Genomic DNA, 25,799 nt, shown 5'->3' with positions numbered 1-25,799 from the left:
CGCCATGGACGCGACGCACGACATGGACCTCGACACCTTCCGCAAGCTCGCCGCCGACCGCCGGGTGATCCCGGTCGGCCGCAAGCTCCTCGCCGACGGCGACACCCCGGTGGCCCTGTACCGCAAGCTCGCCGCCGAGCGCCCCGGCACCTTCCTGCTGGAGTCCGCCGAGAACGGCCGCGCGGCGTTCCGATGGTCCCGGTACTCCTTCGTCGGCGTCCGCAGCGCCGCCACCCTCACCGAGAAGGACGGGCAGGCGCACTGGCAGGGCACCCCGCCCGTCGGCGTCCCCACCGACGGCGACCCGCTGGCCGCCCTGCGCGCCACCGTGGAGGCCCTGCACACACCGCGCGACCTCGCCCACGACCTGGGCCTGCCGCCCTTCACCGGCGGCATGGTCGGCTACCTCGGCTACGACATCGTCCGCCGCCTGGAGAAGGTCGGCCCCGGCGAGCGCGACGACCTGAAGCTGCCCGAGCTGACCATGCTGCTCACCAGCGACCTCGCCGTCATGGACCACTGGGAGGGCTCGGTCCTCCTGATCGCCAACGCGATCAACCACAACGACCTGGAGACCGGCGTCGACGAGGCCTACGCCGACGCGATCGCCCGCCTGGACGCCATGGAGGCCGACCTCACCCGCGCCGTCGCCCAGCCCCCGGCCGCGCTGCCGCCCTCCGAGCTGCCCGAGTACAGCGCGCTGTGGGGCGGCCCCGACTTCCAGGACGCCGTCGAGGACATCAAGGAGCGCATCCGCGCGGGCGAGGCCTTCCAGGTCGTCCCCTCGCAGCGTTTCGAGACGCCCTGCACGGCCAGCGCCCTCGACGTGTACCGGGTCCTGCGGGCCACCAACCCCTCCCCGTACATGTACCTGCTCCGCCTCGACGGCTTCGACGTCGTCGGCTCGTCCCCCGAGGCACTGGTCAAGGTCGAGGACGGCCGCGCCCTGGTGCACCCCATCGCCGGGACCCGCCCGCGCGGCGCCACCCCGCAGGAGGACCAGGCCCTCGCCGACGAACTGCTCGCCGACCCCAAGGAGCGCGCCGAGCACCTGATGCTCGTCGACCTCGGCCGCAACGACCTCGGACGCGTGTGCGAGCCCGGCTCCGTCGAGGTCGTCGACTTCATGTCCGTCGAGCGGTACTCGCACGTCATGCACATCGTCTCCACGGTCACCGGCCGGGTCGCCCCGGACCGCACCGCCTTCGACGTCCTCACCGCCTGCTTCCCGGCCGGCACCCTCTCCGGCGCCCCCAAGCCGCGCGCCCTGCAGATCATCGACGAACTCGAACCCTCCCGGCGCGGCCTGTACGGCGGCTGCGTCGGCTACCTCGACTTCGCGGGCGACTCCGACACCGCCATCGCCATCCGCACCGCGCTGCTGCGCGACGGCACCGCCTACGTCCAGGCGGGCGCCGGAGTCGTCGCCGACTCCGACCCGGTCGCCGAGGACACCGAGTGCCGCAACAAGGCGGCGGCGGTGCTGAGGGCCGTACACACGGCCAACCGGCTGGCGCAATAGGGCCAACCGGACGGAGCGGTGGGGTGATTCTCACGTCGGAGATTCCGAACCCCGGGTGACGGTTCGCCCGGGGTTCGGGTGATAGTGGAGTACGTGACAGCCGTTCCTCATCCCCGCACCCCAGCCGCAGGACCCGCCCGGGCCGGCCGCCGGAGCCTCGCCGTCGCCCTGCTGTGCGGCGCGCTCGGCGCCGCCGTCGCCCTGCTCGCCACCCGGCAGGAGTGGGCGGAGGGCACCGCCACGGTGGCCGGCGGGGCGTTCACCCTGACCGCCAAGGGCAGCGACGTCACGGGCGTACCCGCGGCGCTCGCCATAGTCGGCCTCGCCGCGCTCGTCGCCGTGTTCGCCGTGCGCCGCGCCGGCCGCTTCGCCGTGGCCGGCCTGCTCGCGCTGAGCGGCGCCGGCACCCTCGCCGCCGCCCTGGCCGGCGCCTCCGACAGCTCCGCCCTGGACGAACAGGCCGCCAAGGCCGCCGGCGACACCTCGGCCACGGTCGACGCGCTCTCCCACACCGCCTGGCCCTACGTCGCGGCCGTGGGCGGCGCCCTGCTCCTGCTGGCCGGTCTGCTCGCGCTGCGCTACGGCCGCCAGTGGCCCGCGATGTCCGGCCGCTACGAGCGCGACGGCACCCCGCGTCCGCGCCGCAGGCCGCAGACCGTCGACCCGAACCGCCCCGAGGACCTGTGGAAGGCCATCGACCGCGGCGAGGACCCCACCAGCGCCTGACCCTGGGACGCACCCGCGTTCACCCGCCGGAGCACCCCCGCTCACGGCGCGTGCCCCCGTGCGGGACAATGGGTGCGAGCGTCCTGCTCAGACATGGCACACAGCAACGAGGAGCAAGCAATGGCGGGCAGCAGCCACGGTCACACCCCGGCCGCCTGGACCGGTGTCATCATCGCCTTCATCGGTTTCTGCATCGCGGGCATGTTCATGGTGGCGGCCCAGCCGTGGGGCTTCTGGGCCGGCATGGCGGTCGTGCTCCTCGGCGGTGTCGTCGGCTACATCATGAAGATGATGGGCCTCGGCCAGCCGAAGCAGAACCACCCCGTGCACCAGGTCGCGGGCGAGCACGCGGGGGCCGGCGCCAAGGGCTGACCCGGCACGCGGTGCCCGAGGGGCGGATCGGCACACGGGTGCCGGGACCGCCCCTCCCGTGCGCGTGGGGGCCGCCGGGGGCAGAATGCGGGCGTGGACGCCGAGAGCGCAGAGCCGACCCCGACCAGCACCCCGCCCAGCGCCCGGCCGGGCATCCGGAGCGGCGCCCGGCCGGGCCCCCGACCGGTATCCCGGTCCGCGGCGCGGTCGCCCGCCTGGCCGTCCCGGCCGGAGTGCTCGCGGCCGTCGCCGGGGCCTTCGCGTACGTGGGCGGCGTGGACCCCTACGAGCCCGGCCACTACCCCGTCTGCCCCCTGCTGCGCTTCACCGGCGTCTACTGCCCCGGCTGCGGCGGGCTGCGCAGCGCCCACGCCTTCGTCCACGGCGACCTCACGGCCGCGCTGCACGCCAACGCGCCCGCCGTCCTCGCCTACCTGGGCTTCGCCGTGCTGTGGACCGTCTGGGTGATCCGCGCGGCCCGGGGACGCCCCGTCCGGGTCGACCTCGGGCCGGTCCACCTGTGGACGCTGGGGACGTTGCTGCTGGTCTTCACGGTTGTCCGGAACCTGCCGTTCGGCGGCTGGCTCATCCCTTGATCATTTACGGGGTGTCCAGGTAATGGGACGGCGATCGGGGCGGATGCGGGACCCGTGCCCGGCTCCGGATACCATCGCAGTGACCACACGTTTCGCCGTCTGAAAGGGGGCCGCTCGCGTGAGTGTGCTCGACGAGATCATCGACGGAGTCCGTGCCGACCTCGCGGAACGGCAGGCGCGCGTCAGCCTCGACGAGCTCAAGGAGCGCGCGGCCAAGGCCCGCCCCGCCAAGGACGGCGTGGCCGCCCTGCGCGGCGACGCCGTCAAGGTCATCTGCGAGGTCAAGCGCTCCAGCCCCTCCAAGGGCGCGCTCGCGGCCATCGCCGACCCGGCCGGACTCGCCGCCGACTACGAGGCGGGCGGCGCCGCCGTCATCTCCGTCCTCACCGAGGAGCGCCGCTTCGGCGGCTCGCTCGCCGACCTGGACTCGGTCCGCGCCCGCGTGGACATCCCGGTGCTGCGCAAGGACTTCGTCGTCACCTCGTACCAGTTGTGGGAGGCCCGCGCACACGGCGCCGACCTCGTGCTGCTGATCGTCGCGGCCCTCGAACAGCCCGCCCTGGAGTCCCTGATCGAGCGCGCCGAGTCCATCGGACTCACCCCGCTCGTCGAGGTGCACGACGAGGACGAGGTCGAACGCGCGGTGGACGCGGGCGCCAAGGTCATCGGCGTCAACGCACGCAACCTGAAGACCCTGGAGGTCGACCGCGGCACGTTCGAGCGGGTCGCCCCGGAGATCCCCGCGCACATCGTCAAGGTCGCCGAGTCCGGCGTCCGCGGCCCGCACGACCTCATCGCCTACGCCAACGAGGGCGCCGACGCCGTCCTGGTCGGCGAGTCCCTGGTCACCGGCCGCGACCCGAAGACCGCGGTCTCCGACCTGGTGGCCGCCGGCGAACACCCGGCACTGCGCCACGGCCGGGGCTGACACCCCGGTAGGCTGACCCCATGACGCTCCCGCTCCTCCCGGAATCCCGGGACCCGTACGCGCGCCTGGCGCGCGGCTGCCGCCCCCGCGGCTGCCGCGCCCCCGCCCGCCGGGTCCACGGCCGCCGGGTGCGGTACGTCATCGGAGACGAACCGGGGCAGGTCAACGGCATGCGATGGCCTCAGCGCCCCGTAAGGGGCGCGGGGAACGGCGCGAGCGACCACATGCTGCCCGCAGCGGCCTGACTTCCCCCGCCCCCACGGCGAATCTGCCCACACCGGACACTCACCGTGAGGTACACGCATGCCCAGCAACTTCTTCATCCCCGACCCGGAGGGCCAAGTCCCCTCCGCCGAGGGCTACTTCGGCGCCTTCGGGGGCAAGTTCATCCCCGAGGCCCTCGTCGCCGCGGTCGACGAGGTCGCCGTCGAGTACGACAAGGCCAAGTCCGACCCCGAGTTCGCCCGCGAACTGGACGACCTCCTCGTCCACTACACCGGCCGCCCGTCCTCCCTCACCGAGGTCCCCCGTTTCGCCGCCGAGGCAGGCGGAGCCAGGATCTTCCTCAAGCGCGAGGACCTGAACCACACCGGCTCGCACAAGATCAACAACGTGCTCGGCCAGGCCCTGCTCACCAAGCGCATGGGCAAGACCCGCGTCATCGCCGAGACCGGCGCGGGCCAGCACGGCGTGGCGACGGCGACCGCCTGCGCCCTCTTCGGCCTCGACTGCACCATCTACATGGGCGAGATCGACACCCGCCGCCAGGCCCTCAACGTGGCCCGCATGCGGATGCTCGGCGCCGAGGTCGTCGCCGTGAAGTCCGGCAGCCGCACGCTGAAGGACGCGATCAACGAGGCGTTCCGCGACTGGGTCGCCAACGTCGACCGCACCCACTACCTGTTCGGCACCGTCGCGGGTCCCCACCCCTTCCCGGCGATGGTCCGCGACTTCCACCGCGTCATCGGCGTCGAGGCCCGCCGCCAGCTCCTGGAGCAGGCCGGACGCCTCCCGGACGCCGCGATCGCCTGCGTCGGCGGAGGCTCCAACGCCATCGGCCTCTTCCACGCCTTCATCCCCGACACCGACGTCCGCCTCATCGGCTGCGAGCCCGCCGGGCACGGCGTCGAGACCGGCGAGCACGCGGCCACCCTGACCGCGGGCGAGCCCGGCATCCTGCACGGCTCCCGGTCCTACGTCCTCCAGGACGACGAGGGCCAGATCACCGAGCCGTACTCGATCTCGGCCGGCCTGGACTACCCCGGCATCGGCCCCGAGCACGCCTACCTCAAGGACTCCGGCCGCGGCGAGTACCGCGCGGTCACCGACGACGCCGCCATGCAGGCGCTGCGCCTGCTGTCGCGCACCGAGGGCATCATCCCGGCCATCGAGAGCGCCCACGCGCTGGCCGGTGCCCTGGAGGTCGGCAGGGAACTGGGCAAGGACGGGCTGATCGTGGTCAACCTGTCCGGCCGGGGCGACAAGGACATGGACACCGCCGCCCGCTACTTCGGGCTGTACGACACCGACGCCCAGGTCGCCGAGGACGCCGCCGGCACCGCCGAGATCGAGGGGGACGCCAAGTGAGCGGGAACGTACGACTGCTGAACGACACCCTCGCGGCGACGAAGTCCGAGGGCCGCGCCGCCCTGATCGCCTACCTCCCGGCCGGGTTCCCGACCGTGGACGGCGGCATCGCGGCGATCAAGGCCGCCCTCGACGGCGGCGCCGACGTCGTCGAGGTGGGCCTGCCGCACAGCGACCCCGTCCTCGACGGCCCCGTGATCCAGACCGCCGACGACATCGCCCTGCGCGGCGGTGTGAAGATCGCCGACGTGATGCGCACGGTCCGCGAGGCCCACGAGGCCACCGGCAAGCCGATCCTCGTCATGACGTACTGGAACCCCATCGACCGCTACGGCGTGGAGCGCTTCACCGCCGAGCTGGCCGAGGCGGGCGGCGCCGGGTGCATCCTGCCCGACCTGCCGGTCCAGGAGTCGGCGCTGTGGCGCGAGCATGCGGACAAGCACGGGCTCGCCACGGTCTTCGTGGTCGCGCCCAGCAGCAGGGACGCGCGCCTCGCCGAGATCACCGCGGTCGGCAGCGGCTTCGTCTACGCCGCCTCCCTGATGGGCGTCACCGGCACCCGCGAGTCGGTCGGCGCGCAGGCCGAGGACCTGGTGCGGCGCACCCGCGCCACCACCGACACCCCGGTCTGCGTCGGTCTCGGCGTCTCCAACGCCGCCCAGGCCGCCGAGGTCGCCCGCTTCGCCGACGGCGTCATCGTCGGCTCGGCGTTCGTCAAGCGCATGCTGGACGCGCCCGACGACACGGCCGGTCTGGAGGGCGTACGCGCGCTCGCCGCCGACCTGGCGAAGGGCGTGCGCGGACAGGCGTGACGGCACGCTTGTGACAGGGGTCCCTCGTACGAGTGGACCTGGGACCGGGGAGGCGCGCTGCGCCTCCCCGGTTCGTTCTGCGGGGTGTGAGCGAGAAGAACCGACAGGGAAAGCGCACCGCCCGCGAGAAGCTGGCGGCCGAGCGCGAGAAGCAGAAGTCCAGGGACAAGCGCCGCCGCGCGCTGATCGTCGGCGCGAGCGTGGTCTGCGTCCTGGGACTCGCGGCGGTGATCGGCGTGGTCGCCGCGAACGCGGGCAAGGACGACGGCAGCGAGTCGGCCGGCCCGATCGTGGCGCCCTCCGGCGCGCAGGGCAAGGACGGCCTCGCGATCCCCGTCGGCAAGGAGAGCGCCAAGTCCACGCTCACCGTCTGGGAGGACTTCCGCTGCCCGGCCTGCAAGGCCTTCGAGCTGGCGTACCGGGACACCGTGCACGAGCTGACCGACGCCGGACAGCTCCGGGTCGAATACCACCTGGCCACGATCATCGACGGCAACATGGGCGGCACCGGCTCCCGCAAGGCCGCCAACGCCGCCGCCTGCGCCCAGGACGCCGGGAAGTTCCCCGCTTACCACGACGTGCTGTACGACAACCAGCCCTCGGAGACCGACGACGCCTTCGCCGACGAGAACAAGCTCCTCGACCTGGCGGGCAAGGTCGACGGCCTCGACACCACCCTGTTCCAGGAGTGCGTGAAGAACGGCAAGCACAACAGCTGGGTGGAGAAGTCCAACAAGGCCTTCCAGAACGGCGGCTTCAGCGGCACCCCGACCGTGCTCCTGGACGGCAAGAACATCTACCAGGACCGCTCCATGACCCCCGCGAAGCTCAAGCAGATGGTGGAGGAGGCCAACAAGTAACGCGCCCGCTCGTTACGGACCCGTAGCCGGGCTGCCCGCCGCGCGTCCCGTCCGACACGGTAGCGTCGACCCTGCCATGGAACTTGCCTTCATTCCCAGCCCGTCGCGCGGGGTGCTGCACCTCGGTCCCATTCCGCTGCGCGGCTACGCGTTCTGCATCATCATCGGCGTCTTCGTTGCCGTCTGGCTCGGCAACAAGCGGTGGATCGCCCGGGGCGGGCGGTCCGGCACGGTGGCCGACATCGCGGTCTGGGCCGTTCCCTTCGGCCTGATCGGCGGACGCCTCTACCACGTGATCACGGACTACCAGCTGTACTTCAGCGAGGGCCGTGACTGGGTCGACGCCTTCAAGGTCTGGGAGGGCGGACTCGGTATCTGGGGCGCGATCGCGCTCGGCGCGGTGGGCGCCTGGATCGGTGCCCGGCGCCGGGGCGTCCCGCTGCCCGCGTACGCCGACGCCATCGCACCCGGCATCGCCCTCGCCCAGGCCATCGGCCGCTGGGGCAACTGGTTCAACCAGGAGCTGTACGGCAAGGCGACCGACCTGCCGTGGGCCGTGGAGATCACCTCGACGGCCGACGGACGGCTGCCCGGCACGTACCACCCGACGTTCCTGTACGAGTCGCTGTGGTGCATCGGCGTCGCCGCGCTCGTCATCTGGGCCGACCGCCGCTTCCGGCTCGGCCACGGGCGGGCCTTCGCCCTGTACGTCGCCGCCTACTGCGCGGGCCGGTTCTGGATCGAGTACATGCGCGTCGACGACGCCCACCACATCCTGGGCCTGCGCCTGAACAACTGGACCGCGCTCTTCGTGTTCCTGCTGGCCGTGCTGTACATGGTGCTCTCGGCGCGGATGCGTCCGGGCCGGGAGGCCGTGGTGGAGCCGGGCGCGGAGTCCGCCGACGGCGAGGCCGCGGCCGACGCGAAGAAGGACGCGAAGAAGGACGCGAAGAAGGACGGGGAGACGGACGCGGCGAAGGGCGCGACGGAGGACGCGGGAGCCGTGCCCGGGGACGCCGGAGCCGACGCCTCGGACGACCCGGACACCGTGCGGAAGACGGGGGCGACCGGGGACGGGGCCGCCGCGGCCGCCGAGGACACGGACGACGCCGAGGACGCGAAGGACGCCGAGAGTGTGAAGAACGGCGCCGACTCCGCCAAGAAGGGCTGACCGCCCGCCGTACTGCGCCGAGGGCGCCCGGGGCTTCCCGGGCGCCCTCGGTGTGTGCCGGGCGTCCGTCAGGACAGGACGGGCCGCCGGGCCAGCGACAGGGTGCGCCGGGCCGTCGCCACCACCGCCGCGTCGACGAACCGGCCGTCCGGCAGCGCCTGCGCCCCCGGCTGGACCGTGGCCGCCTTGACGATCGTCTCCGCCTCCTCCAGCTCCCGCTCGGTGGGCAGGTACGCCCGCTCGATGATCGGCAGCTGGCGGGGGTGGATCGCGGCCCGGCCCAGGAAACCCAGCGCGCGGCCGTGCGCGCAGGACGCCGCCAGGCCCTCCAGGTCCCGGATGTCCGGATGCACCGTCTGCGAAGGCGGCGCCAGCCCGGCCGCACGCGCGGCCACGACCACCCGCGAGCGCGACCAGTCCAGGCCGGTGTCCCCGCGCACGCCCAGGTCGGCCCGCAGGTCCGCCTCCCCGAGGGCGATGCCGCGCAACGCCGGGTCGGCCGCCGCGATCCGGTACGCGCGCTCCACGCCCAGGGCCGTCTCCAGCAGGGCGTACAACGGCGGCCCGCCGGTGGCCGCGGCGACGCCGGCGACCTGCTCCGGGGACGTGACCTTGGGCAGCCGCAGCCCCGACAGCCCCGGCAGCGCGGCCAGTGCCGCCAGGTCCCCGGCGGCGAGCGGCCCGTCCAGGGCGTTGACGCGGACGTGCACCGGCACCGGCTGCGGTTCGCCGAGCAGCTCGGCCGTGGCGTCGCGGGCGTACTCCTTGCGGTCGGCGGCGACCGCGTCCTCCAGGTCGACCACCACCACGTCGGCCCCGGCGGCCAGCGCCTTGGCGACTACCCGGGGGCGGTCCCCGGGGGCGTACAGCCAGGTCAGCGGGGGTGCGGTCAGCGACACGGCCGGGGGTGCGGTCATACGACGCCCTCCTCGCGCAGTTCCTTCACGTCCGCCGGGGTGAGCCCGAGTCCGGTCAGGACCTCCTCGGTGTCCGCGCCGTGCGGGCGCCCCGCCCAGCGGATCGCGCCCGGGGTGGCGGAGAGCCGGAAGAGGACGTTCTGCATGCGCAGCGGGCCCAGCTCGGGATCGTCGACGGTGGTGACGGTGTCCAGGGCCTGGTACTGCGGGTCGCTCAGCACGTCCCGCACGTCCTGAACCGGCGCCACGGCCGCCTCGGCCTTCTCGAACGCGGCGAGCACGTCGGCGCGGGTGTGCCGGGCGATCCAGTCGCCGACCGCCGCGTCCAGCACGTCGGCGTGCCGGGCCCGTTCCGCGCCCGTAGCGAACCAGGGCTCGTCGATCAGCTCCGGGCGGCCCACCAGCCGCATCACGCGCTCGGCGACCGACTGCGCCGAGGTGGAGACGGCGACCCAGGTGCCGTCGGCGGTGCGGTAGGTGTTGCGCGGGGCGTTGTTCTGGGAGCGGTTGCCGGTGCGCGGCTGGACGTGGCCGAGCTGGTCGTACCAGGTGGGCTGGGGGCCGAGGACGGTCAGGATCGGCTCGATGATCGCCATGTCGACGACCTGGCCCTCGCCGGTGCGCTCCCGCGCGGCCAGCGCCGTCATCACGGCGTACGCCGTCGCCAGGGCCGCGATCGAGTCGGCGAGGCCGAACGGCGGCAGCGTCGGGGGCCCGTCCGGTTCGCCGGTCATCGCGGCGAAGCCGCTCATGGCCTCGGCGAGGGTGCCGAAGCCGGGGCGGCGCGCGTACGGGCCGAACTGGCCGAAGCCGGTGACCCGGGTGAGGACGAGCCGGGGATTGACGGCGGACAGCTCGTCCCATCCCAGGTCCCACTTCTCCAGGGTGCCCGGCCGGAAGTTCTCGACGACGACGTCCGCGGTCGCGGCGAGACGCAGCAGGGTGGTGCGTCCGGCCGGCCTGGACAGGTCCAGGGTGATGGTGCGCTTGTTGCGGCCCAGGACCTTCCACCACAGGCCGACCCCGTCCTTCGACGGGCCGTGGCCGCGGGACGGGTCGGGGCGGGTGGGGTGCTCGACCTTGATCACCTCGGCGCCGAAGTCGCCGAGCAGGGTGGCGGCGAGCGGGCCCGCGAAGAGGGTGGCGAGGTCGAGGACGCGCAGGCCGGTCAGGGGAGGGGAGACGGGGGGAGGGGCGGCGGGCTCGGGCATGGGCGGGTGGCCTCCCGGTGCGTGAGGTGGGCGAGGGTGTCGAAGCCGGTGCCGTCGAAGTCGCCGACGGAGGTGGCCAGCCGGTTCTTCAGCGGGGCCGTCCAGTGGCCGGGCAGGGCCGCCGGCGACCCGGCGAGCAGGGCGGCGACGCCGCCGACGGTGGCGCCGTTGGAGTCGGTGTCCCAGCCGCCGGAGACGACGCGCGCGAGGGAACCGGTGAAGTCGCCGCCCGCGTGGGTGAGCGCGGCGGCGATCAGGGCCGTGTTGGGGACGGCGTGCACCCAGTGGTGGGCGGGGGAGTGGACGGCGTGCAGCTCGTCCACGACCGCGTCGAAGTCGGCGTGCGCGGCGGCGAGCCGTACGGCGTGCCGGACGGCCTCGGCGAGTCGGGAGCCGGGCGGCACCACCGCGAGGCCGGTGCGCAGACAGGCGTGGACGTCGGCGGTGCCGGTCGCGGCGGTGGCGATGACGGCCGCCGCGAACATCGCCGCGTAGACGCCGTTGGCGGTGTGGGTGAGGACCGCGTCCCGGTGTGCCTGCCCGGCGGCGGCGCCCGGGTCGCCGGAGTTGGTCCAGCCGTGCACGTCGGCGCGGATCAGGGCGCCGATCCACTCGCGGAACGGATTGCGGTGCCGGGCGGTGTCCGGAGGCTCGATGCCGGTCAGGAGGTTGCGGTAGGCGAGGCGCTCGGCGGTGAAGGTGCGGCCGGCCGGGAGTTCGTCGAGCCAGACGCGGGCCACGTCCGCGGTGGTGAAGGCCCTGCCGTGGCGCTGGAGCAGCAGGAGACCGAGCAGGGGGTAGTTCAGGTCGTCGTCCTCCGGCATGCCGTCGATGTTCTCGGCGAGGGAGGTGGGCGCGGAGCGGCGGTTCCAGGGGTACGCGGTGAGCAGTCCGCTCGGCACGCCCCGGGCCGTGAAGTACGTGGTCGGGGGCCAGTTCCCGGCGGCCCGGCCGAGGCGGCGGATGCCGGTCAGCGGGAGCTTCTCGACGGGTTTGCCCAGGAGGCAGCCGACGGCGCGGCCCAGCCAGGCGGCCTCCAGCCGGGTGGGCTCCGGCCGGGTGGGCTCCGATCGGGTGGGCTCCGGCCGGGTGGGCTCCAGCCGGGTGGGCTTCGACCGGGTGGGCTCCAGTCGGGTGGGCTCCAGTCGGGTGGACTCCGTCCCGGTGGTTTCCGGCCGGGTGGGCGGCATCGGCGCGGCGGGGGCGCGGAGCGGCCAGTCGGGGCACAGGGCCCTGATCCGGTCGAGGTCCGTCGGCTCGCTGTCCGCCAAGGGGGCGGGCAGGCCGGCCAGTTCGTCCAGGAGGTCTTCCGCCAGCAGGCGCAGCCGTGGGGAGGCGGGCCGGGCGGAGGCACCCGCCCGGGACGGCGCCTCGTCGCCGCCGGCCGCCCGCCAGCGGGCCGCGACGGCCGACGCGTCGCGGCCGTCCAGCCGTGCCTGGCGCAACTCGTGACCGATCAGGTCCTCGGGCTGCGCCCAGGTCAGTCGGAGCATCCCGCGCCTCCGACCGCGGTGAACGCCTCCTCGTGCGCGCGCCGCCTGCGCACATCCCGCGCGAAGACCTCCCGCGCGACCGCGGTGAGCGTCGCCGCGGGCTCCCACAGGTCCAGCCGGCTCGCCTCCGCGACCGTCTTGGCCCACTCCTCCGGCACGGGCGAACCCAGCGCACCGGCCAGCGCGCCCGCCATCGTGGCGATGGAGTCGCAGTCGCGGCCGTAGTTGACCGCGCCGAGCACCGCGTGCCGGAAGTCGCCGCCGGAGACGAGCAGCATGCCGAGGGCGACGGGCAACTCCTCGATCGCGTGCAGCCGGGAGGGGCGACGGGCGCCGAGCGAGGGCGCCCGGTAGTCGGGGCCCACCGTGTCGTACGGGGCCACCGCCGCCCGCAGCGGCGCGAGCGCCGACTCGAACTCCGAGTGGCGGCGGGCCACGTCGCACACGGCCTCGATCGCCTCCCGGGTGCCGTCCTTGGCCAGGGACAGCGCGGCCGTCACCACCGACTCCGCAGTCGCCCCCGGTACGCACGCCGCGGCCACCGCCGCCGCCAGGACACCGGCCGCCTCCCGGCCGTACGACGACTGGTGGGCGCCCGCGACGTCCAGGGCCTCGGCGTAGGCGGCCCCGGGGTTCGCCGCGTTGACCAGGCCGACCGGAGCCATGTACATCGCGGCACCGCAGTTGACGATGTTGCCGGTGCCGGCCTCGCGCGGGTCCGTGTGGCCGTAGTGGATCCGTGCCACCAGCCACTTCTCCGCCAGGAAGATCCGCTGGAGGGGGAGTGCCTCGGCCTCCAGCTCCGGGATCCAGCGGGGGTGCGTGATCAGGTCGGGGACCAGGTGCTCGGCGACCGCGTAGGCGTCGAGGTGGTCGCGGACGGTGCCGTACACCCGCACCAGCGCGTGGGTCATCAGGGTGTCGTCGGTGACGTGGCCGTCGCCCTTGTGGTACGGGGCGACGGGGCGGGCGGTGCGCCAGGCGTCGCCGTTCCAGGGGCCGACGACGCCGTGGACGCGGCCGCCGTGGCGTTCGAGGATCTGCTCGGGGGAGTAGCCCTCGACGGGGCCGCCGAGCGCGTCGCCGACCGCCGCGCCGACGAGGGCACCGGTGACGCGGTCCTCCAGGGGCGCGGTGTCCGGGGTGCTGGGGGTCATGAGGAGCCTCGTCCTTCCGGTCGGGACGGTCGGGTGGCGTGCAGGAGTCCGGCGAGTTCGACCAGGTCGGTGCCGGTGAGCCGGGGCAGTACGCAGCCGGGGAGGGTGCGGCAGGTGTCCCGCCAGGACGCGGGGACCGACGTGCCGCCGCCCAGGGCGCCGGTGAGGGCGCCCGCCAGCGCGGGGGCGGAGTCCGCGACCCTGGACAGACAGGCCGCCGCCGGCACCGCCTCGGCGATGCGGCCCCCGGCGGCGGTGGCCAGGGCGAGGGCGACGGGGACGGTCTCGGCGGCGGCGATGCCGTAGCTGTAGACGTGGTCGACGATGTGGTGTTCGAGGAGCGGGACCAGGGCGAAGGTGCTCTCGGCGTCCGCCGCGAGGGCCAGTGCCTGGCGGGCGTTGCGGCCGATCTCCGTCGCCTCGGGGAGTTCCGCGAGCGCCGCCGCCACGCAGGCGTCCACGCCGGCGCCGTCGAGGGCGCGGGCCAGTGCCGCCGCCATGGCCCGGGCGCCGTGCACGCCGTCGCCGTCCTGGGTGTAGCGGGCGTCGAACTCGGCGAGGTCGGCGGCGAGCCGCGGGGCGCCGGGGTGGGCGACGGCGAGCACGCAGGCCCGCACGCAGGCGGCGTCGTCGAAGTAGTGCGGGTTGTCGTGGCCGGTGGCGGGCGGCCGCAGGCCGGCGGCGAGGTTGCCGAGTCCGGCCCGCACCGAGATGCGGGCGCGCAGCGGCAGTACGGCCGACTCGACCTCGGGGGCGCGGTCGGCCGCCGCGGCCACCTCGCTGGCGACGGCGTTCCAGGTCAGGTCGATCGCGGCCCGCATCCGGCGGTCCCGGCCCACGTCCCCGAGCGCGCTGTCGTCCCCGGCCCGCAGGACCGCCTCCGCGGCGAACGCCGCCCACTCGGCGTCGTCCGAGGGCCCCAGGCGCAGCGGCTCCGGCGGCTGGTTCAGGGCGATGGGGACGGGGAGGGTGGTGGTCGCGTTCTGCTCGGCGAAGGTGTCCAGCTCACGCGTGAGCCGACGCGTCCACTCCGGCATCCGGGCGGCCCGGTGCCGCGCGGCGGGCCAACCGGCGGCATCCCCGGCGGCCAGCCCGAGAAGGAGCCCCTCGATACGCCCGGCAAGCGACACCGTGCGGGACGGCGCGACGACCTCCGACGCGGCGCTCGGTGCGGGGCACGGCCGGGGCCCTGGCTCGGATTCCGGCGCGGGGCCCGGCGGGGGTGCGGTGCGGCGCCCGGTTCGGTCTCCGGTGTGGGGCCCGGCGGGGGGTGCGGCGCGGCGCCCTGTTCGGTCTCCGGTGTGGGGCCCGGCGGGGGGTGCGGTGCGGCGCCCGGTTCGGTCTCCGGTGCGGCTGCCGGTTCGGCGCCTGTCCTGGTCCCCGCCGTGGCGCCCGGTTCGGTCTTCGGCGTGGCCCCCGGCCCAGCCTCTGGCGTGGAGCCGGGCATGGTGTTCGGCGTGGGGTCCGGTGCGGCGCGCGGCTCGATCACCGGTTCGGCGCCTGCCTCGGTCTCCGGTGCGGCCCCCGGCTCGGTCTCCGGCATGGGGCCCGGAATGGTGCTCGGCGTGCGGTCCGGTTCGGTGCATTGCTCGGTTCCCGGTGTGGGGTCCGGTCCGGTGCATTGCTCGGTTCCCGGTGTGGGGTCCGGTTCGGCGCACTGCTCGGGCCCCGGTGTGGGCCCCGGGTCGCCCCCCGGGCGGTGTCCGCTTCCGCCGGGGGTCTCCTGGTCCGGCTCTTCGGGTGGCGCGACGTACGCCGTGGTGGCCGCTGCCTCGCCCGCCGGTCTGGTCCTGCTCACGTCCCCACCTCCGCCGGTGGCGGGGGCGTGTCCCGGTGTGGTCGCCGGGTGCCGGGGGGTGTCGGCTCGCGGGGCGGGAGGCCGGTGTCGCAGGGCGCGGAGTGCGTCGCTGCGCCCGTACCCGCCGTCACCCGTTCCGGTCCCCGGCGTACTCGCTCGGCGGCGTGCGGCCCGTGCTCCGCTCCCCGCGGCGCTCGCGGTGGTGGCGACGCGCCGTCCGTGTCCCCCGGCGGCGTCCCGTGGATCAGCAGGTCGGCCACCTCCAGGACGTGGTGGCCGGCCATCGTCGGCAGGCAGCTCCCGCGGGCGGGGCCGATGGCGGCGGACCAGTCGGCCGGAATGGCGTGGACGCCCCGGGTCGCCCCGGCCAGGGCACCGGCCACCGCGGCCGTGGTGTCGGCGTCGCGGCCCATGTTGACGGCCGTCAGCACGGCGTCCGTGAAGTCGCCGTCGGCCGCCGCGTAGGCGCCGAAGGCGAGGGCGACCGCCTCGGGGGCCAGGTCGGTCCACGGATAGCCGCCGACGACCACCGCGGAGCGCACCGCGCGCTCGCCGCGGTGGGCCGCCGTCATCGCGCGGCGCAGACTGCGGGCGGTCCAGGAGTCGTCCGGTACGACGGCCAGGGCGGAGGCCACGACCGCCACGGGCGGCGCCCCGGCCATCGCCGCCGCGACGCCCGCCGCGACCGCCTGGCCGCCGTAGATGCCCTCGCCCTCGTGGCTGACCGAGCCGTCGATCGCCGCCAGCCGGGCCGCCTCGGCCGGGCGGCCGGCCGCGAACACGCCGTGCGGCGCGGCCCGCATCGCCAGGCCGTCGCTCCAGGCGTGCCGGTGCTGGGCCGAGATGGGGGCGGCCAGCCCGCGGCGGAGGTTCTCCAGGGTGCCGCGCTCGCTGAAGCCCGCACCCCGGAACGGGCCCTCCTCCCGGTCCGCGATCCACTCGTGCCAGGCCGTCTCCACATGGACCGGGGTGAGCGCGGAGCCGTACCGGGCCAGCAGCAGGCCGGAGAAGATCGCGTACTCCGTGTCGTCGGTCCCGGCGGGCCGGTCGGCGACGTATCCCGTGATGCGGCCCCAGCGGGCGCGGATCTGCGACGGCTTCATGTTCTCGGCCGGCGCTCCGAGGGCGTCCCCCACGGCCAGTCCGAGCAGCGCGCCCCGGGCCCTCTCGCGCAGCCCGACGGAGTCCTGCGGCGCGGGGACCGGGGGAATGCAGGCGGTGGATGCCATGCGGCCTCTCCTCTCCCTTTGCGCATCTGTCCCCGGTGCGGTGCGCGCCACAGCCTCACCGGACCCAGCGTCACCCGGTCGACATCTGTGCGGGCAAGATCACGGATGAGCGCACGAGGGTAAAACCGCAGGTAAGCCCAGCCTTTCCTTGCTGGCGAGGTGGAAATGATCGGCATAGATTGGGTGTTGTTAAAAAGTAGAACGAGTCCAAACTAGTCCCCGGGGGGAACCTCATGGCCATCATCGAAACCGAGGCGCCGCTGCACGCGGCGCACCGCGACAACCACACCCACCGCGACGTGAACGGCGGCTGGCTGCGCCCCGCCGTCTTCGGCGCGATGGACGGCCTGGTCTCCAACCTCGCCCTGATGACCGGTGTCGCCGGCGGTACGGCGAGCCAGCAGACCGTGGTGATCAGCGGGCTCGCCGGGCTGGCCGCCGGTGCCTTCTCCATGGCCGCCGGCGAGTACACCTCCGTCGCCTCCCAGCGTGAGCTGGTCGAGGCCGAGCTGGACGTGGAGCGCCGCGAACTGCGCAAGCACCCGGCGGACGAGGAGGCCGAGCTGGCCGCGCTCTACGAGGCGCGCGGCGTCGAGCCGGAGCTCGCCCGTGAGGTGGCCCGCCAGCTGTCCAGCGACCCCGAGCAGGCGCTGGAGATACACGCCCGCGAGGAGCTGGGCATCGACCCCTCCGACCTGCCGTCACCGACCGTCGCGGCCGTCTCCTCGTTCGGGTCCTTCGCGCTGGGCGCCCTGCTCCCCGTCCTGCCGTTCCTGCTCGGCGCCGGTGCCCTGTGGCCCGCCGTGCTGCTCGCGCTGGCCGGGCTGTTCCTGTGCGGCGCGGTGGTCGCCAAGGTCACGGCCCGCAGCTGGTGGTACAGCGGACTGCGGCAGCTCGCCCTCGGCGGCGCGGCGGCCGGTGTGACGTATCTCCTGGGCAGCCTGTTCGGAACGGCCGTAGGATAGTCCGGCTCGAACTTATGCGGGGGTCCGCATACGTACCCGTTACTCGCTGGTTTCGACCGCGCAATCTCCGGGCATGAGCCGTAAGCGCTGTGGGCAACGAAGCTCCCTGCGCACTCGCGGAGTGGGCGACGACGCTTCCTCCGCCCCCCGGGCCGACGGACAACGATCTGTTCGCTTCGGTCTCCATAGCCTCCACCCACGGGTTCGGTACCCCCGCCGCAACCCTCCGGTGTCCGCATGTTGGAACGGATTGTCCCGTTTACCGAGAACCAATCCATCATGTAACCTGCACCAAATTTTGCACCGAACCGCAGAGGGCCAACGTCGTCCCTCGGCAACCGCACATGCCAGATGACGACGACGGGAGAGCCGATGCGTACGCCGCGCCAGCCGTCCCAGCATTCCGCGAATGGCCAGAACTGGTCCTTCATGGATGCTCGCCCTGCCGCGCAGGGTATGTACGACCCCCGCAACGAGCACGACGCCTGCGGCGTCGGTTTCGTCGCCACTCTCACCGGCGAGGCATCGCACACCCTGGTCGACCAGGCACTCACCGTGCTGCGCAACCTGGAGCACCGCGGCGCCACCGGCTCCGAGCCGGACTCCGGCGACGGTGCGGGCCTCCTCTCCCAGGTGCCGGACGCCTTCTTCCGCGAGGTGGCCGGATTCGAACTGCCCGAGGCCGGGGCGTACGCCGTCGGCATCGCCTTCCTGCCGGATGACGGCACCGAGGACGCCGTCTCGCGCATCGAGACGATCGCCGCCGAGGAGGGCCTCACGGTCCTCGGCTGGCGCGAGGTCCCGGTCGCCCCGCAGATGCTGGGCGCCACCGCCCGCTCGACCATGCCGGTCTTCCGGCAGATCTTCGTGAGTGACGGCACCTCCCGGGGCATCGCCCTCGACCGCCACGCCTTCGCGCTGCGCAAGCGCGCCGAGCGCGAGGCCGGCGTCTACTTCCCGTCGCTGTCCGCGCGGACCATCGTCTACAAGGGCATGCTGACCACCGGCCAGCTGGAGCCGTTCTTCCCGGACCTGTCCGACCGCCGCTTCGCCTCCGCGATCGCGCTCGTGCACTCCCGGTTCTCCACCAACACCTTCCCGGCCTGGCCGCTGGCCCACCCGTACCGCTTCGTCGCGCACAACGGCGAGATCAACACGGTCAAGGGCAACCGCAACTGGATGCGCGCCCGCGAGTCCCAGCTCGCCTCCGGCCAGTTCGGATCGTCGTCCGACCTCGAGCGGCTCTTCCCGGTCTGCACGCCGGACGCCTCCGACTCCGCCTCCTTCGACGAGGTCCTGGAACTGCTGCACCTCGGCGGGCGCTCGCTGCCGCACTCCGTGCTGATGATGATCCCGGAGGCGTGGGAGAACCACGACTCGATGCACGCGGACCGGCGTGCCTTCTATCAGTTCCACTCCACGATGATGGAGCCCTGGGACGGCCCCGCCTGCGTCACCTTCACCGACGGCACCCAGGTCGGCGCCGTACTCGACCGCAACGGCCTGCGCCCCGGCCGCTACTGGGTCACCGACGACGGCCTCGTCGTCCTCGGCTCCGAGGTCGGCGTCCTCGACATCGACCCCGCGAAGGTCGTCCGCAAGGGCCGCCTCCAGCCCGGCCGCATGTTCCTCGTGGACACCGCCGAGCACCGCATCATCGAGGACGACGAGATCAAGGCCCAGCTCGCCGCCGAGCAGCCGTACGCCGAGTGGATCGAAGCCGGCGAGATCGAGCTGTCCGACCTGCCCGAGCGCGAGCACATCGTGCACACCCACGCCTCGGTCACCCGCCGCCAGCAGACCTTCGGGTACACCGAGGAGGAGCTGCGCGTCATCCTCGCGCCGATGGCCAAGGCCGGCGCCGAGCCGATCGGCTCCATGGGCACCGACTCGCCCATCGCCGCGCTCTCCGAGCGCCCCCGGCTGCTCTTCGACTACTTCACCCAGCTCTTCGCCCAGGTCACCAACCCGCCGCTGGACGCCATCCGCGAGGAGCTGGTCACCTCCCTGCGCTCCTCGCTCGGCCCGCAGGGCAACCTGCTGGACCCGACGGCCGCCTCCTGCCGCAGCGTCCTGCTGCCCTTCCCGGTGATCGACAACGACGAGCTGGCCAAGCTCATCCACATCAACGCCGACGGCGACATGCCCGGCTTCAAGGCCGCCACCCTCTCCGGCCTCTACCGGGTGCACGGCGGCGGCGACTCGCTCGCCGCCCGCATCGAGGAGATCTGCGCCGAGACCGACGCCGCCATCGAGAACGGCGCCCGGCTCATCGTCCTCTCCGACCGCCACTCGGACGCCGAGCACGCGCCGATCCCGTCGCTGCTGCTCACCGCCGCCGTCCACCACCACCTCATCCGCACCAAGCAGCGCACCGAGGTGGGCCTGCTGGTCGAGGCCGGCGACGTCCGCGAGGTCCACCACGTCGCCCTGCTCATCGGCTTCGGCGCCGCCGCCGTCAACCCCTACCTGGCGATGGAGTCCGTCGAGGACCTGGTCCGCGCGGGCACCTTCCTCCAGGCCGTCGACGGCGAGCCCGAGCAGGCCATCCGCAACCTGATCTACGCCCTCGGCAAGGGCGTCCTCAAGGTCATGTCCAAGATGGGCATCTCCACCGTCGCCTCCTACCGCGGCGCCCAGGTCTTCGAGGCCGTCGGCCTCGACGAGGCCTTCGTCGCCAAGTACTTCAACGGCACCGCCACCAAGATCGGCGGCGTCGGCATCGACGTCATCGCCGAGGAGGTCGCCGCCCGCCACGCCAAGGCGTACCCGGCCAGCGGCATCGCACCGGCCCACCGCACCCTGGACATCGGCGGCGAGTACCAGTGGCGCCGCGAGGGCGAGCCGCACCTGTTCGACCCGGAGACGGTCTTCCGCCTCCAGCACTCGACGCGCTCCGGCGAGTACGGCATCTTCAAGAAGTACACCGAGCGGGTCAACGAGCAGTCCGAGCGGCTGATGACGCTGCGCGGCCTCTTCGGCTTCACGTCGGACCGGCAGCCGGTCCCCCTCGACGAGGTCGAACCCGTCTCCGAGATCGTCAAGCGCTTCTCCACCGGCGCCATGTCGTACGGCTCCATCTCCCAGGAGGCGCACGAGACCCTCGCCATCGCCATGAACCAGCTGGGCGGCAAGTCCAACACCGGCGAGGGAGGCGAGGACCCGGAGCGCCTGTACGACCCCGCGCGCCGGTCCAGCATCAAGCAGGTCGCCTCCGGCCGCTTCGGCGTCACCAGCGAGTACCTGGTCAACGCCGACGACATCCAGATCAAGATGGCCCAGGGCGCCAAGCCCGGCGAGGGCGGCCAACTGCCCGGCCACAAGGTGTACCCGTGGGTCGCCAAGACCCGGCACAGCACCCCCGGCGTCGGCCTGATCTCCCCGCCGCCGCACCACGACATCTACTCCATCGAAGACCTGGCCCAGCTGATCCACGACCTGAAGAACGCGAACCCGCAGGCGCGGATCCACGTCAAGCTGGTCTCCGAGGTCGGCGTCGGCACGGTCGCGGCGGGCGTGTCCAAGGCACACGCGGACGTGGTGCTGATCTCCGGCCACGACGGCGGCACCGGCGCCTCCCCGCTCACCTCGCTCAAGCACGCGGGCGGCCCCTGGGAGCTGGGCCTCGCCGAGACCCAGCAGACCCTGCTGCTCAACGGCCTGCGCGACCGGATCGTCGTCCAGACCGACGGCCAGCTCAAGACCGGCCGCGACGTCGTCATCGCCGCGCTGCTCGGCGCCGAGGAGTTCGGCTTCGCCACCGCGCCGCTCGTCGTCTCCGGCTGCGTCATGATGCGCGTCTGCCACCTGGACACCTGCCCGGTCGGCATCGCCACCCAGAACCCGGTCCTCAGGGACCGGTTCTCCGGCAAGGCCGAGTACATCGTGAACTTCTTCCGGTTCATCGCCGAAGAGGTCCGCGAGATCCTCGCCGAACTGGGCTACCGCTCCATCGAGGAGGCCGTCGGCCACGCCGAGACCCTCGACGTGACCCGCGCCGTCGACCACTGGAAGGCACAGGGCCTCGACCTGGCCCCGCTGTTCCACGTGCCCGCGCTGCCCGAGGGCGCGGTGCGCCACCAGGCCGTCGGCCAGGACCACGGCCTGGAGAAGGCACTCGACAACCAGCTGATCAAGCTCGCCTCCGACGCCCTGTCCGCCTCGGACGCCACCGAGGCCTCCCCGGTGCGCGCCCAGGTCGCCATCCGCAACATCAACCGCACGGTCGGCACCATGCTCGGCCACGAGATCACCAAGAAGTTCGGCGGCGCGGGCCTGCCCGACGACACCGTCGACATCACCTTCACCGGCTCGGCCGGCCAGTCCTTCGGCGCCTTCCTCCCGCGCGGCGTCACGCTGCGCCTGGAGGGCGACGCCAACGACTACGTCGGCAAGGGCCTCTCCGGCGGCCGCGTGATCGTCCGCCCCGACCGGGGCGCCGACCACCTCGCCGAGTACTCCACCATCGCCGGCAACACCATCGGCTACGGCGCCACCGGCGGCGAGATGTTCCTGCGCGGCAAGGTCGGCGAACGCTTCTGCGTCCGCAACTCCGGCGCGCTGGTCGTCTCCGAGGGCGTCGGCGACCACGGCTGCGAGTACATGACCGGCGGCCACGCCGTCGTCCTCGGCGAGACCGGGCGCAACTTCGCGGCCGGCATGTCCGGCGGCGTCGCCTACGTCGTCGACCTCGACCGCGACAACGTCAACTCCGGCAACGCCGACGCGATCCAGGAACTGGACGACGCCGACAAGGAATGGCTGCACGACGCCGTGCGCCGCCATGCCGAGGAGACCGGGTCCACCGTCGCCGGGAAGCTGCTCGCCGACTGGCCCGTCGCCGTGGAGCGCTTCAGCAAGCTCATCCCCCGTACGTACAAGGCAGTGCTCGCCGCCAAGGACGCCGCCGAGCGAGCCGGTCTCTCCGAGACCGAGACCACCGAGAAGATGATGGAGGCGGCGACCAATGGCTGATCCCAAGGGCTTCCTGAACCACGGACGCGAGGTCGCCCGGACCCGCCCCGTCGACGAGCGCGTCAAGGACTGGAGCGAGGTCTACGTCCCCGGCTCCCTGCTGCCGATCATCAGCAAGCAGGCCAGCCGCTGCATGGACTGCGGCATCCCGTTCTGCCACAACGGCTGCCCCCTCGGGAACCTGATCCCCGAGTGGAACGACTACGCCTACCGCGAGGACTGGTCGGCGGCGTCCGAGCGCCTGCACGCCACCAACAACTTCCCGGAGTTCACCGGCCGCCTGTGCCCGGCCCCGTGCGAGTCGGCATGCGTGCTCGGCATCAACCAGCCGCCGGTCACCATCAAGAACGTCGAGGTCTCCATCATCGACAAGGCGTGGGAGACCGGGGACGTCGCCCCGCGCATCCCGGAGCGCCTGTCCGGCAAGACCGTCGCCGTCATCGGCTCGGGCCCGGCGGGTCTCGCCGCCGCCCAGCAGCTCACCCGGGCCGGTCACACCGTCGCCGTCTACGAGCGCGCGGACCGCGTCGGAGGCCTCCTGCGCTACGGCATCCCCGAGTTCAAGATGGAGAAGCGGCACATCAACCGGCGCATAGAGCAGATGCGCGCCGAGGGCACCCGCTTCCGCACCGGCGTCGAGGTCGGCCGCGACCTGACGGCCACCAGCCTCAAGAAACGCTACGACGCCGTCGTCATCGCCGCCGGCTCCACCACCGCCCGCGACCTGCCGGTCCCCGGCCGCGAGCTGAACGGCATCCACCAGGCGATGGAGTACCTGCCGCTGGCCAACAAGGTCCAGGAGGGCGACTACGTGGCGCCCCCGATCTCGGCCGAGGGCAAGCACGTCGTCGTCATCGGCGGCGGCGACACCGGCGCCGACTGCGTGGGCACCGCCCACCGCCAGGGCGCCGCCTCCGTCACCCAGCTGGAGATCATGCCCAGGCCCGGCGAGGAGCGGAACCCGGTCGCGCAGCCGTGGCCGACCTTCCCGATGCTGTACAAGGTCACCAGCGCCCACGAGGAGGGCGGCGAACGGGTCTACGCCGTCTCCACCACCCACTTCGAGGGCGACGAGGACGGCAACGTCCAGTGGCTGCACCTGAGCGAGGTCGAGTTCACCGACGGGAAGCTCACGTCGAAGCCGGGCACCGAGCGGAAGATCCCGGCCCAGCTGGTCACCCTCGCCATGGGCTTCACCGGCACCGACAAGGACAACGGCCTCGTCGACCAGTTCGGCCTGGAGCTCGACGCACGGGGTAACATCGCCCGGGACGCCGACTTCCAGACCAACGTGCCGGGTGTGTTCGTCGCCGGTGACGCCGGCCGCGGCCAGTCGCTCATCGTCTGGGCGATCGCCGAGGGCCGCTCGGCCGCGCGAGGCGCCGACCGCTTCCTGACCGGAGCCAGCGACCTGCCGGCCCCGATCCGCCCGACCGACCGCGCCCTCGCGGTCTGACGGACGGAACAACCGAAGAACGTTACGCACAATGGCGTGCGGAACACTGATGGCGCCTGCCCTGTCCCCGACCGGACCAAGGGGCAGGCGCTGTCGCATGCGCGGGGCCCGCCCCGCCTACGGCACCCGGTACGTGTCGCCGTACATCTCCCACACCAGCGGCGTCGCCAGCCGCATGTTCCCGGCCGTCAGGAACCGGCGCTGGGCCGTGTCGACGCGGGAGGTGTCGATGCCCGGACGCTTGTCCCGCATGGCCTGCACGCGGAGCTTCAGGAAGGTGTCCAGGTACTGCTTCTCCGAGCCGCCCTGCCCCGGCGTCTTCGCCCGGGCCATGGCCTGCTCGCGCAGCCCGTAGAAGCCCTCGGGGTCCGTGTCGGGGCCGTGGAAGACCATCGCGTCGTAGTAGACGAACTGGCCGAGCGTGCCCAGGCCGTCCAGCTTGGCCAGCCGGACCGCCGGTTCGAAGTAGACCCGGTCGCGCTCCTCCTCCTGCGCCTCGCGGAACGCCGGGACCTCGGCCTCCGCCTTCCAGGCCGCCGTGAAGCCCGGGTCCAGGCCCTCGTGGGAGTCGCTGCCGTCGACCTCGCGCAGGGCGGGCAGGTACGTCGCCAGGCCGTTGTCCGGGTGGGCCTCGGTGTAGCGCTCGACCAGGGCCAGCAGGTCGTGGGTGCCGGTGCAGAAGCCGATGATGCCCGCGGTGTACCCGTCGCCGTCCCCGACGTCCTCGATGCTGCCGTAGGCGGTGCGCCACTGGGTGGTCGAGTTCTCGGCGCTGGAGACGAGCTGCTGGGCCAGCTCCTTCTTCGCCGGTGCGGCGAGCCCCGGCGGCAGGTCGGCGATCAGCGCGTCGTCCGCCTCGCGCTCCTTCTCGGCCCGGTCCTTGGCGTCGCCGCGGGCCGGCCCGGCGGCGGAGGCGGCGGCCGGGGCCCCGGCCGAGTCCGCCGAGTCGTCCGGCACGACGAAGTACGCGCCCGCGGCGATCACGGGAACGGCCGCGAGGAGCAGCACACCGGCACGTTTCATAGGGGGATACCTCCGCCTGTCATTTCCGACACCTTGATCGCCGCCGTCACCGCCAGCAACACCACCAGCCCGGCCCCCGCACCGGCCTGCACCGCCGCCCGGCGCCCGTCCCGGGGCGCGTACGCGAAGGCCAGGGCCAGCGCGCCGCCCACCAGGAGGCCGCCGAGATGACCCTGCCACGAGGTGAACCCGGCGGAGATCAGCAGCCACAGCACCAGCACGGCCACGAACCGGTTGACCCGTGCCGTGTCGGCGCCCAGCCGACGGTGGAGCACGTAGTACGCGGCCCCCGTGCCGAAGATCGCACCCGACGCGCCGACCGAGGCCCGCCCCGGGTCGGCGAGGACCAGCTCCAGGACGGAACCGCCGAGCGCCGACAGCAGATACAGGGCGGCGAAACGGACCCGACCGAGCATCAGCTCCACCACCCGCCCCAACTGCCACAGCACCACCATGTTCACCGTGATGTGCAGGATCCCGAAGACGCCCTCGAAGGGCGACTGGTGAAGGAACGCACTGGTGAGCAGGCGCTCCCACTCACCCCCGGCGACGCCCTCGGTCCGCAGCGGCCCCGACGTGAGGTACGGCCCCCCGCCGGTGTAGTACTCCCCGCCCGGACCGACCAGCCGCGCACCGACCATGGCGAACCGGTCCACGATCTCCGGCCGCACCACCTCCGCCAGGTACGCGAGCACGTTCAGGGCGAACAGCACGTACGTCACCACGGGCGTCGTCGACATCCTGCCGCCCACGATGGTCCGGGCCTGCCGCACCGACCGCGCCCCCTCCCGCACACAGGCGGGGCACTGGTGGCCGACCGGCGCCTGACGCACGCAGTCCGGGCAGATGTACCGCTCGCAGCGGGTGCAGCGGACGTGGCACTCCACCGCCGGATGGCGATAGAACATGGTGACGGTGGACTCGGAATCCACGGGGCCGGCTCCTCGGGACGGACGGATGTGAGCCGGTGGGGTCGGCGGCGAACAAAATAGCGAACGCCGG

21 protein-coding genes are annotated in these 25,799 nt (G+C 73.4%); 13 read left to right on the top strand and 8 right to left on the bottom strand.

Translation table 11 applies throughout. The features are described 5' to 3' along the window. The first annotated feature begins 4 nt into the window (after nucleotides 1-4). From BJ961_RS26960 to lgt, 10 genes are all read left to right on the top strand, one after another. Nucleotides 5-1,522, top strand: coding sequence for an anthranilate synthase component I (locus tag BJ961_RS26960; RefSeq protein WP_381159826.1), 1,518 nt, complete (start codon nucleotides 5-7; stop codon nucleotides 1,520-1,522). 84 nt (nucleotides 1,523-1,606) lie between these two features. Beyond that, nucleotides 1,607-2,248: a TIGR02234 family membrane protein gene (locus BJ961_RS26955; protein ID WP_271415382.1), complete on the top strand. Its 642-nt coding sequence runs from the start codon at nucleotides 1,607-1,609 to the stop codon at nucleotides 2,246-2,248. 120 nt (nucleotides 2,249-2,368) lie between these two features. After that, nucleotides 2,369-2,620, top strand: a complete 252-nt coding sequence (locus BJ961_RS26950; protein ID WP_271415381.1) for an HGxxPAAW family protein — start codon at nucleotides 2,369-2,371, stop codon at nucleotides 2,618-2,620. 188 nt (nucleotides 2,621-2,808) lie between these two features. After that, nucleotides 2,809-3,216, top strand: coding sequence for a DUF2752 domain-containing protein (locus tag BJ961_RS26945; protein ID WP_271417176.1), 408 nt, complete (start codon nucleotides 2,809-2,811; stop codon nucleotides 3,214-3,216). Between the two features lie 118 nt (nucleotides 3,217-3,334). Next, entirely contained in the window at nucleotides 3,335-4,144 is an 810-nt protein-coding gene (gene trpC, locus BJ961_RS26940) for an indole-3-glycerol phosphate synthase TrpC (RefSeq protein ID WP_271415380.1), read from the top strand. 20 nt (nucleotides 4,145-4,164) lie between these two features. After that, a complete protein-coding gene (gene trpM, locus BJ961_RS26935; protein WP_271415379.1) occupies nucleotides 4,165-4,389 on the top strand; it encodes a tryptophan biosynthesis modulator TrpM in 225 nt (74 codons plus the stop codon). A gap of 58 nt (nucleotides 4,390-4,447) precedes the next feature. Beyond that, nucleotides 4,448-5,731, top strand: coding sequence for a tryptophan synthase subunit beta (gene trpB / locus BJ961_RS26930; protein ID WP_271415378.1), 1,284 nt, complete (start codon nucleotides 4,448-4,450; stop codon nucleotides 5,729-5,731). Then, nucleotides 5,728-6,543: a tryptophan synthase subunit alpha gene (gene trpA / locus BJ961_RS26925; protein ID WP_271415377.1), complete on the top strand. Its 816-nt coding sequence runs from the start codon at nucleotides 5,728-5,730 to the stop codon at nucleotides 6,541-6,543. Before trpB ends, trpA begins: the two co-directional genes overlap by 4 nt. 86 nt (nucleotides 6,544-6,629) lie before the next feature. Further along, nucleotides 6,630-7,403, top strand: coding sequence for a DsbA family protein (locus BJ961_RS26920; RefSeq protein WP_271415376.1), 774 nt, complete (start codon nucleotides 6,630-6,632; stop codon nucleotides 7,401-7,403). A gap of 76 nt (nucleotides 7,404-7,479) precedes the next feature. Beyond that, complete coding sequence (gene lgt / locus BJ961_RS26915; RefSeq protein ID WP_271415375.1) at nucleotides 7,480-8,574, top strand: prolipoprotein diacylglyceryl transferase; 1,095 nt, start codon at nucleotides 7,480-7,482, stop codon at nucleotides 8,572-8,574. A gap of 68 nt (nucleotides 8,575-8,642) precedes the next feature. On the opposite strand, the gene BJ961_RS26910 is transcribed toward lgt, so the two are convergent. From BJ961_RS26910 to BJ961_RS26885, 6 genes are all read right to left on the bottom strand, one after another. After that, nucleotides 8,643-9,467 (bottom strand): HpcH/HpaI aldolase/citrate lyase family protein, encoded by an 825-nt coding sequence (locus BJ961_RS26910; protein ID WP_271417175.1) that lies wholly within the window; start codon nucleotides 9,465-9,467, stop codon nucleotides 8,643-8,645. Nucleotides 9,468-9,487: 20 nt separating this feature from the next. Then, complete coding sequence (locus BJ961_RS26905; protein ID WP_271415374.1) at nucleotides 9,488-10,702, bottom strand: CaiB/BaiF CoA transferase family protein; 1,215 nt, start codon at nucleotides 10,700-10,702, stop codon at nucleotides 9,488-9,490. Beyond that, nucleotides 10,660-12,195 (bottom strand): ADP-ribosylglycohydrolase family protein, encoded by a 1,536-nt coding sequence (locus BJ961_RS26900; protein WP_271415373.1) that lies wholly within the window; start codon nucleotides 12,193-12,195, stop codon nucleotides 10,660-10,662. Before BJ961_RS26900 ends, BJ961_RS26905 begins: the two co-directional genes overlap by 43 nt. Next, nucleotides 12,183-13,352 carry an ADP-ribosylglycohydrolase family protein gene (locus BJ961_RS26895; RefSeq protein ID WP_271415372.1) on the bottom strand — a complete coding sequence of 390 codons (1,170 nt, stop codon included), beginning with the start codon at nucleotides 13,350-13,352 and terminating at the stop codon, nucleotides 12,183-12,185. Before BJ961_RS26895 ends, BJ961_RS26900 begins: the two co-directional genes overlap by 13 nt. Then, a complete protein-coding gene (locus tag BJ961_RS26890; RefSeq protein ID WP_271415371.1) occupies nucleotides 13,349-14,482 on the bottom strand; it encodes an ADP-ribosylglycohydrolase family protein in 1,134 nt (377 codons plus the stop codon). The genes BJ961_RS26895 and BJ961_RS26890 overlap by 4 nt, the downstream gene beginning before the upstream one ends. 664 nt (nucleotides 14,483-15,146) lie before the next feature. Beyond that, nucleotides 15,147-16,379 carry an ADP-ribosylglycohydrolase family protein gene (locus tag BJ961_RS26885; protein ID WP_271415370.1) on the bottom strand — a complete coding sequence of 411 codons (1,233 nt, stop codon included), beginning with the start codon at nucleotides 16,377-16,379 and terminating at the stop codon, nucleotides 15,147-15,149. 233 nt (nucleotides 16,380-16,612) lie between these two features. Here BJ961_RS26885 and BJ961_RS26880 point away from each other — a divergent pair, with 233 nt between their 5' ends. The 3 genes from BJ961_RS26880 to BJ961_RS26870 all read left to right on the top strand — a co-directional run bounded on the left by BJ961_RS26880 (nucleotide 16,613) and on the right by BJ961_RS26870 (nucleotide 23,774). Continuing rightward, complete coding sequence (locus BJ961_RS26880; RefSeq protein ID WP_271415369.1) at nucleotides 16,613-17,344, top strand: VIT1/CCC1 transporter family protein; 732 nt, start codon at nucleotides 16,613-16,615, stop codon at nucleotides 17,342-17,344. A gap of 429 nt (nucleotides 17,345-17,773) precedes the next feature. Continuing rightward, nucleotides 17,774-22,318 (top strand): glutamate synthase large subunit, encoded by a 4,545-nt coding sequence (gltB, locus tag BJ961_RS26875; protein WP_271415368.1) that lies wholly within the window; start codon nucleotides 17,774-17,776, stop codon nucleotides 22,316-22,318. Next, nucleotides 22,311-23,774 (top strand): glutamate synthase subunit beta, encoded by a 1,464-nt coding sequence (locus BJ961_RS26870; RefSeq protein ID WP_271415367.1) that lies wholly within the window; start codon nucleotides 22,311-22,313, stop codon nucleotides 23,772-23,774. The genes gltB and BJ961_RS26870 overlap by 8 nt, the downstream gene beginning before the upstream one ends. Before the next feature lie 117 nt (nucleotides 23,775-23,891). Here BJ961_RS26870 and BJ961_RS26865 read toward each other — a convergent pair whose 3' ends face one another. Next, a complete protein-coding gene (locus BJ961_RS26865) occupies nucleotides 23,892-24,797 on the bottom strand; it encodes a chitosanase (protein WP_271415366.1) in 906 nt (301 codons plus the stop codon). Beyond that, on the bottom strand, nucleotides 24,794-25,729 hold the full coding sequence (locus tag BJ961_RS26860; protein WP_271415365.1) for a rhomboid family intramembrane serine protease: 936 nt from the start codon (nucleotides 25,727-25,729) through the stop codon (nucleotides 24,794-24,796). Before BJ961_RS26860 ends, BJ961_RS26865 begins: the two co-directional genes overlap by 4 nt. Between the last annotated feature and the right edge of the window lie 70 nt (nucleotides 25,730-25,799).

The organism is Streptomyces lienomycini (assembly GCF_027947595.1).
GTDB classification, from domain to species: domain Bacteria; phylum Actinomycetota; class Actinomycetes; order Streptomycetales; family Streptomycetaceae; genus Streptomyces; species Streptomyces lienomycini.
Note: the sequence above shows the minus strand (reverse complement) of the source record. Positions and strands in the feature narration are given on the sequence as shown.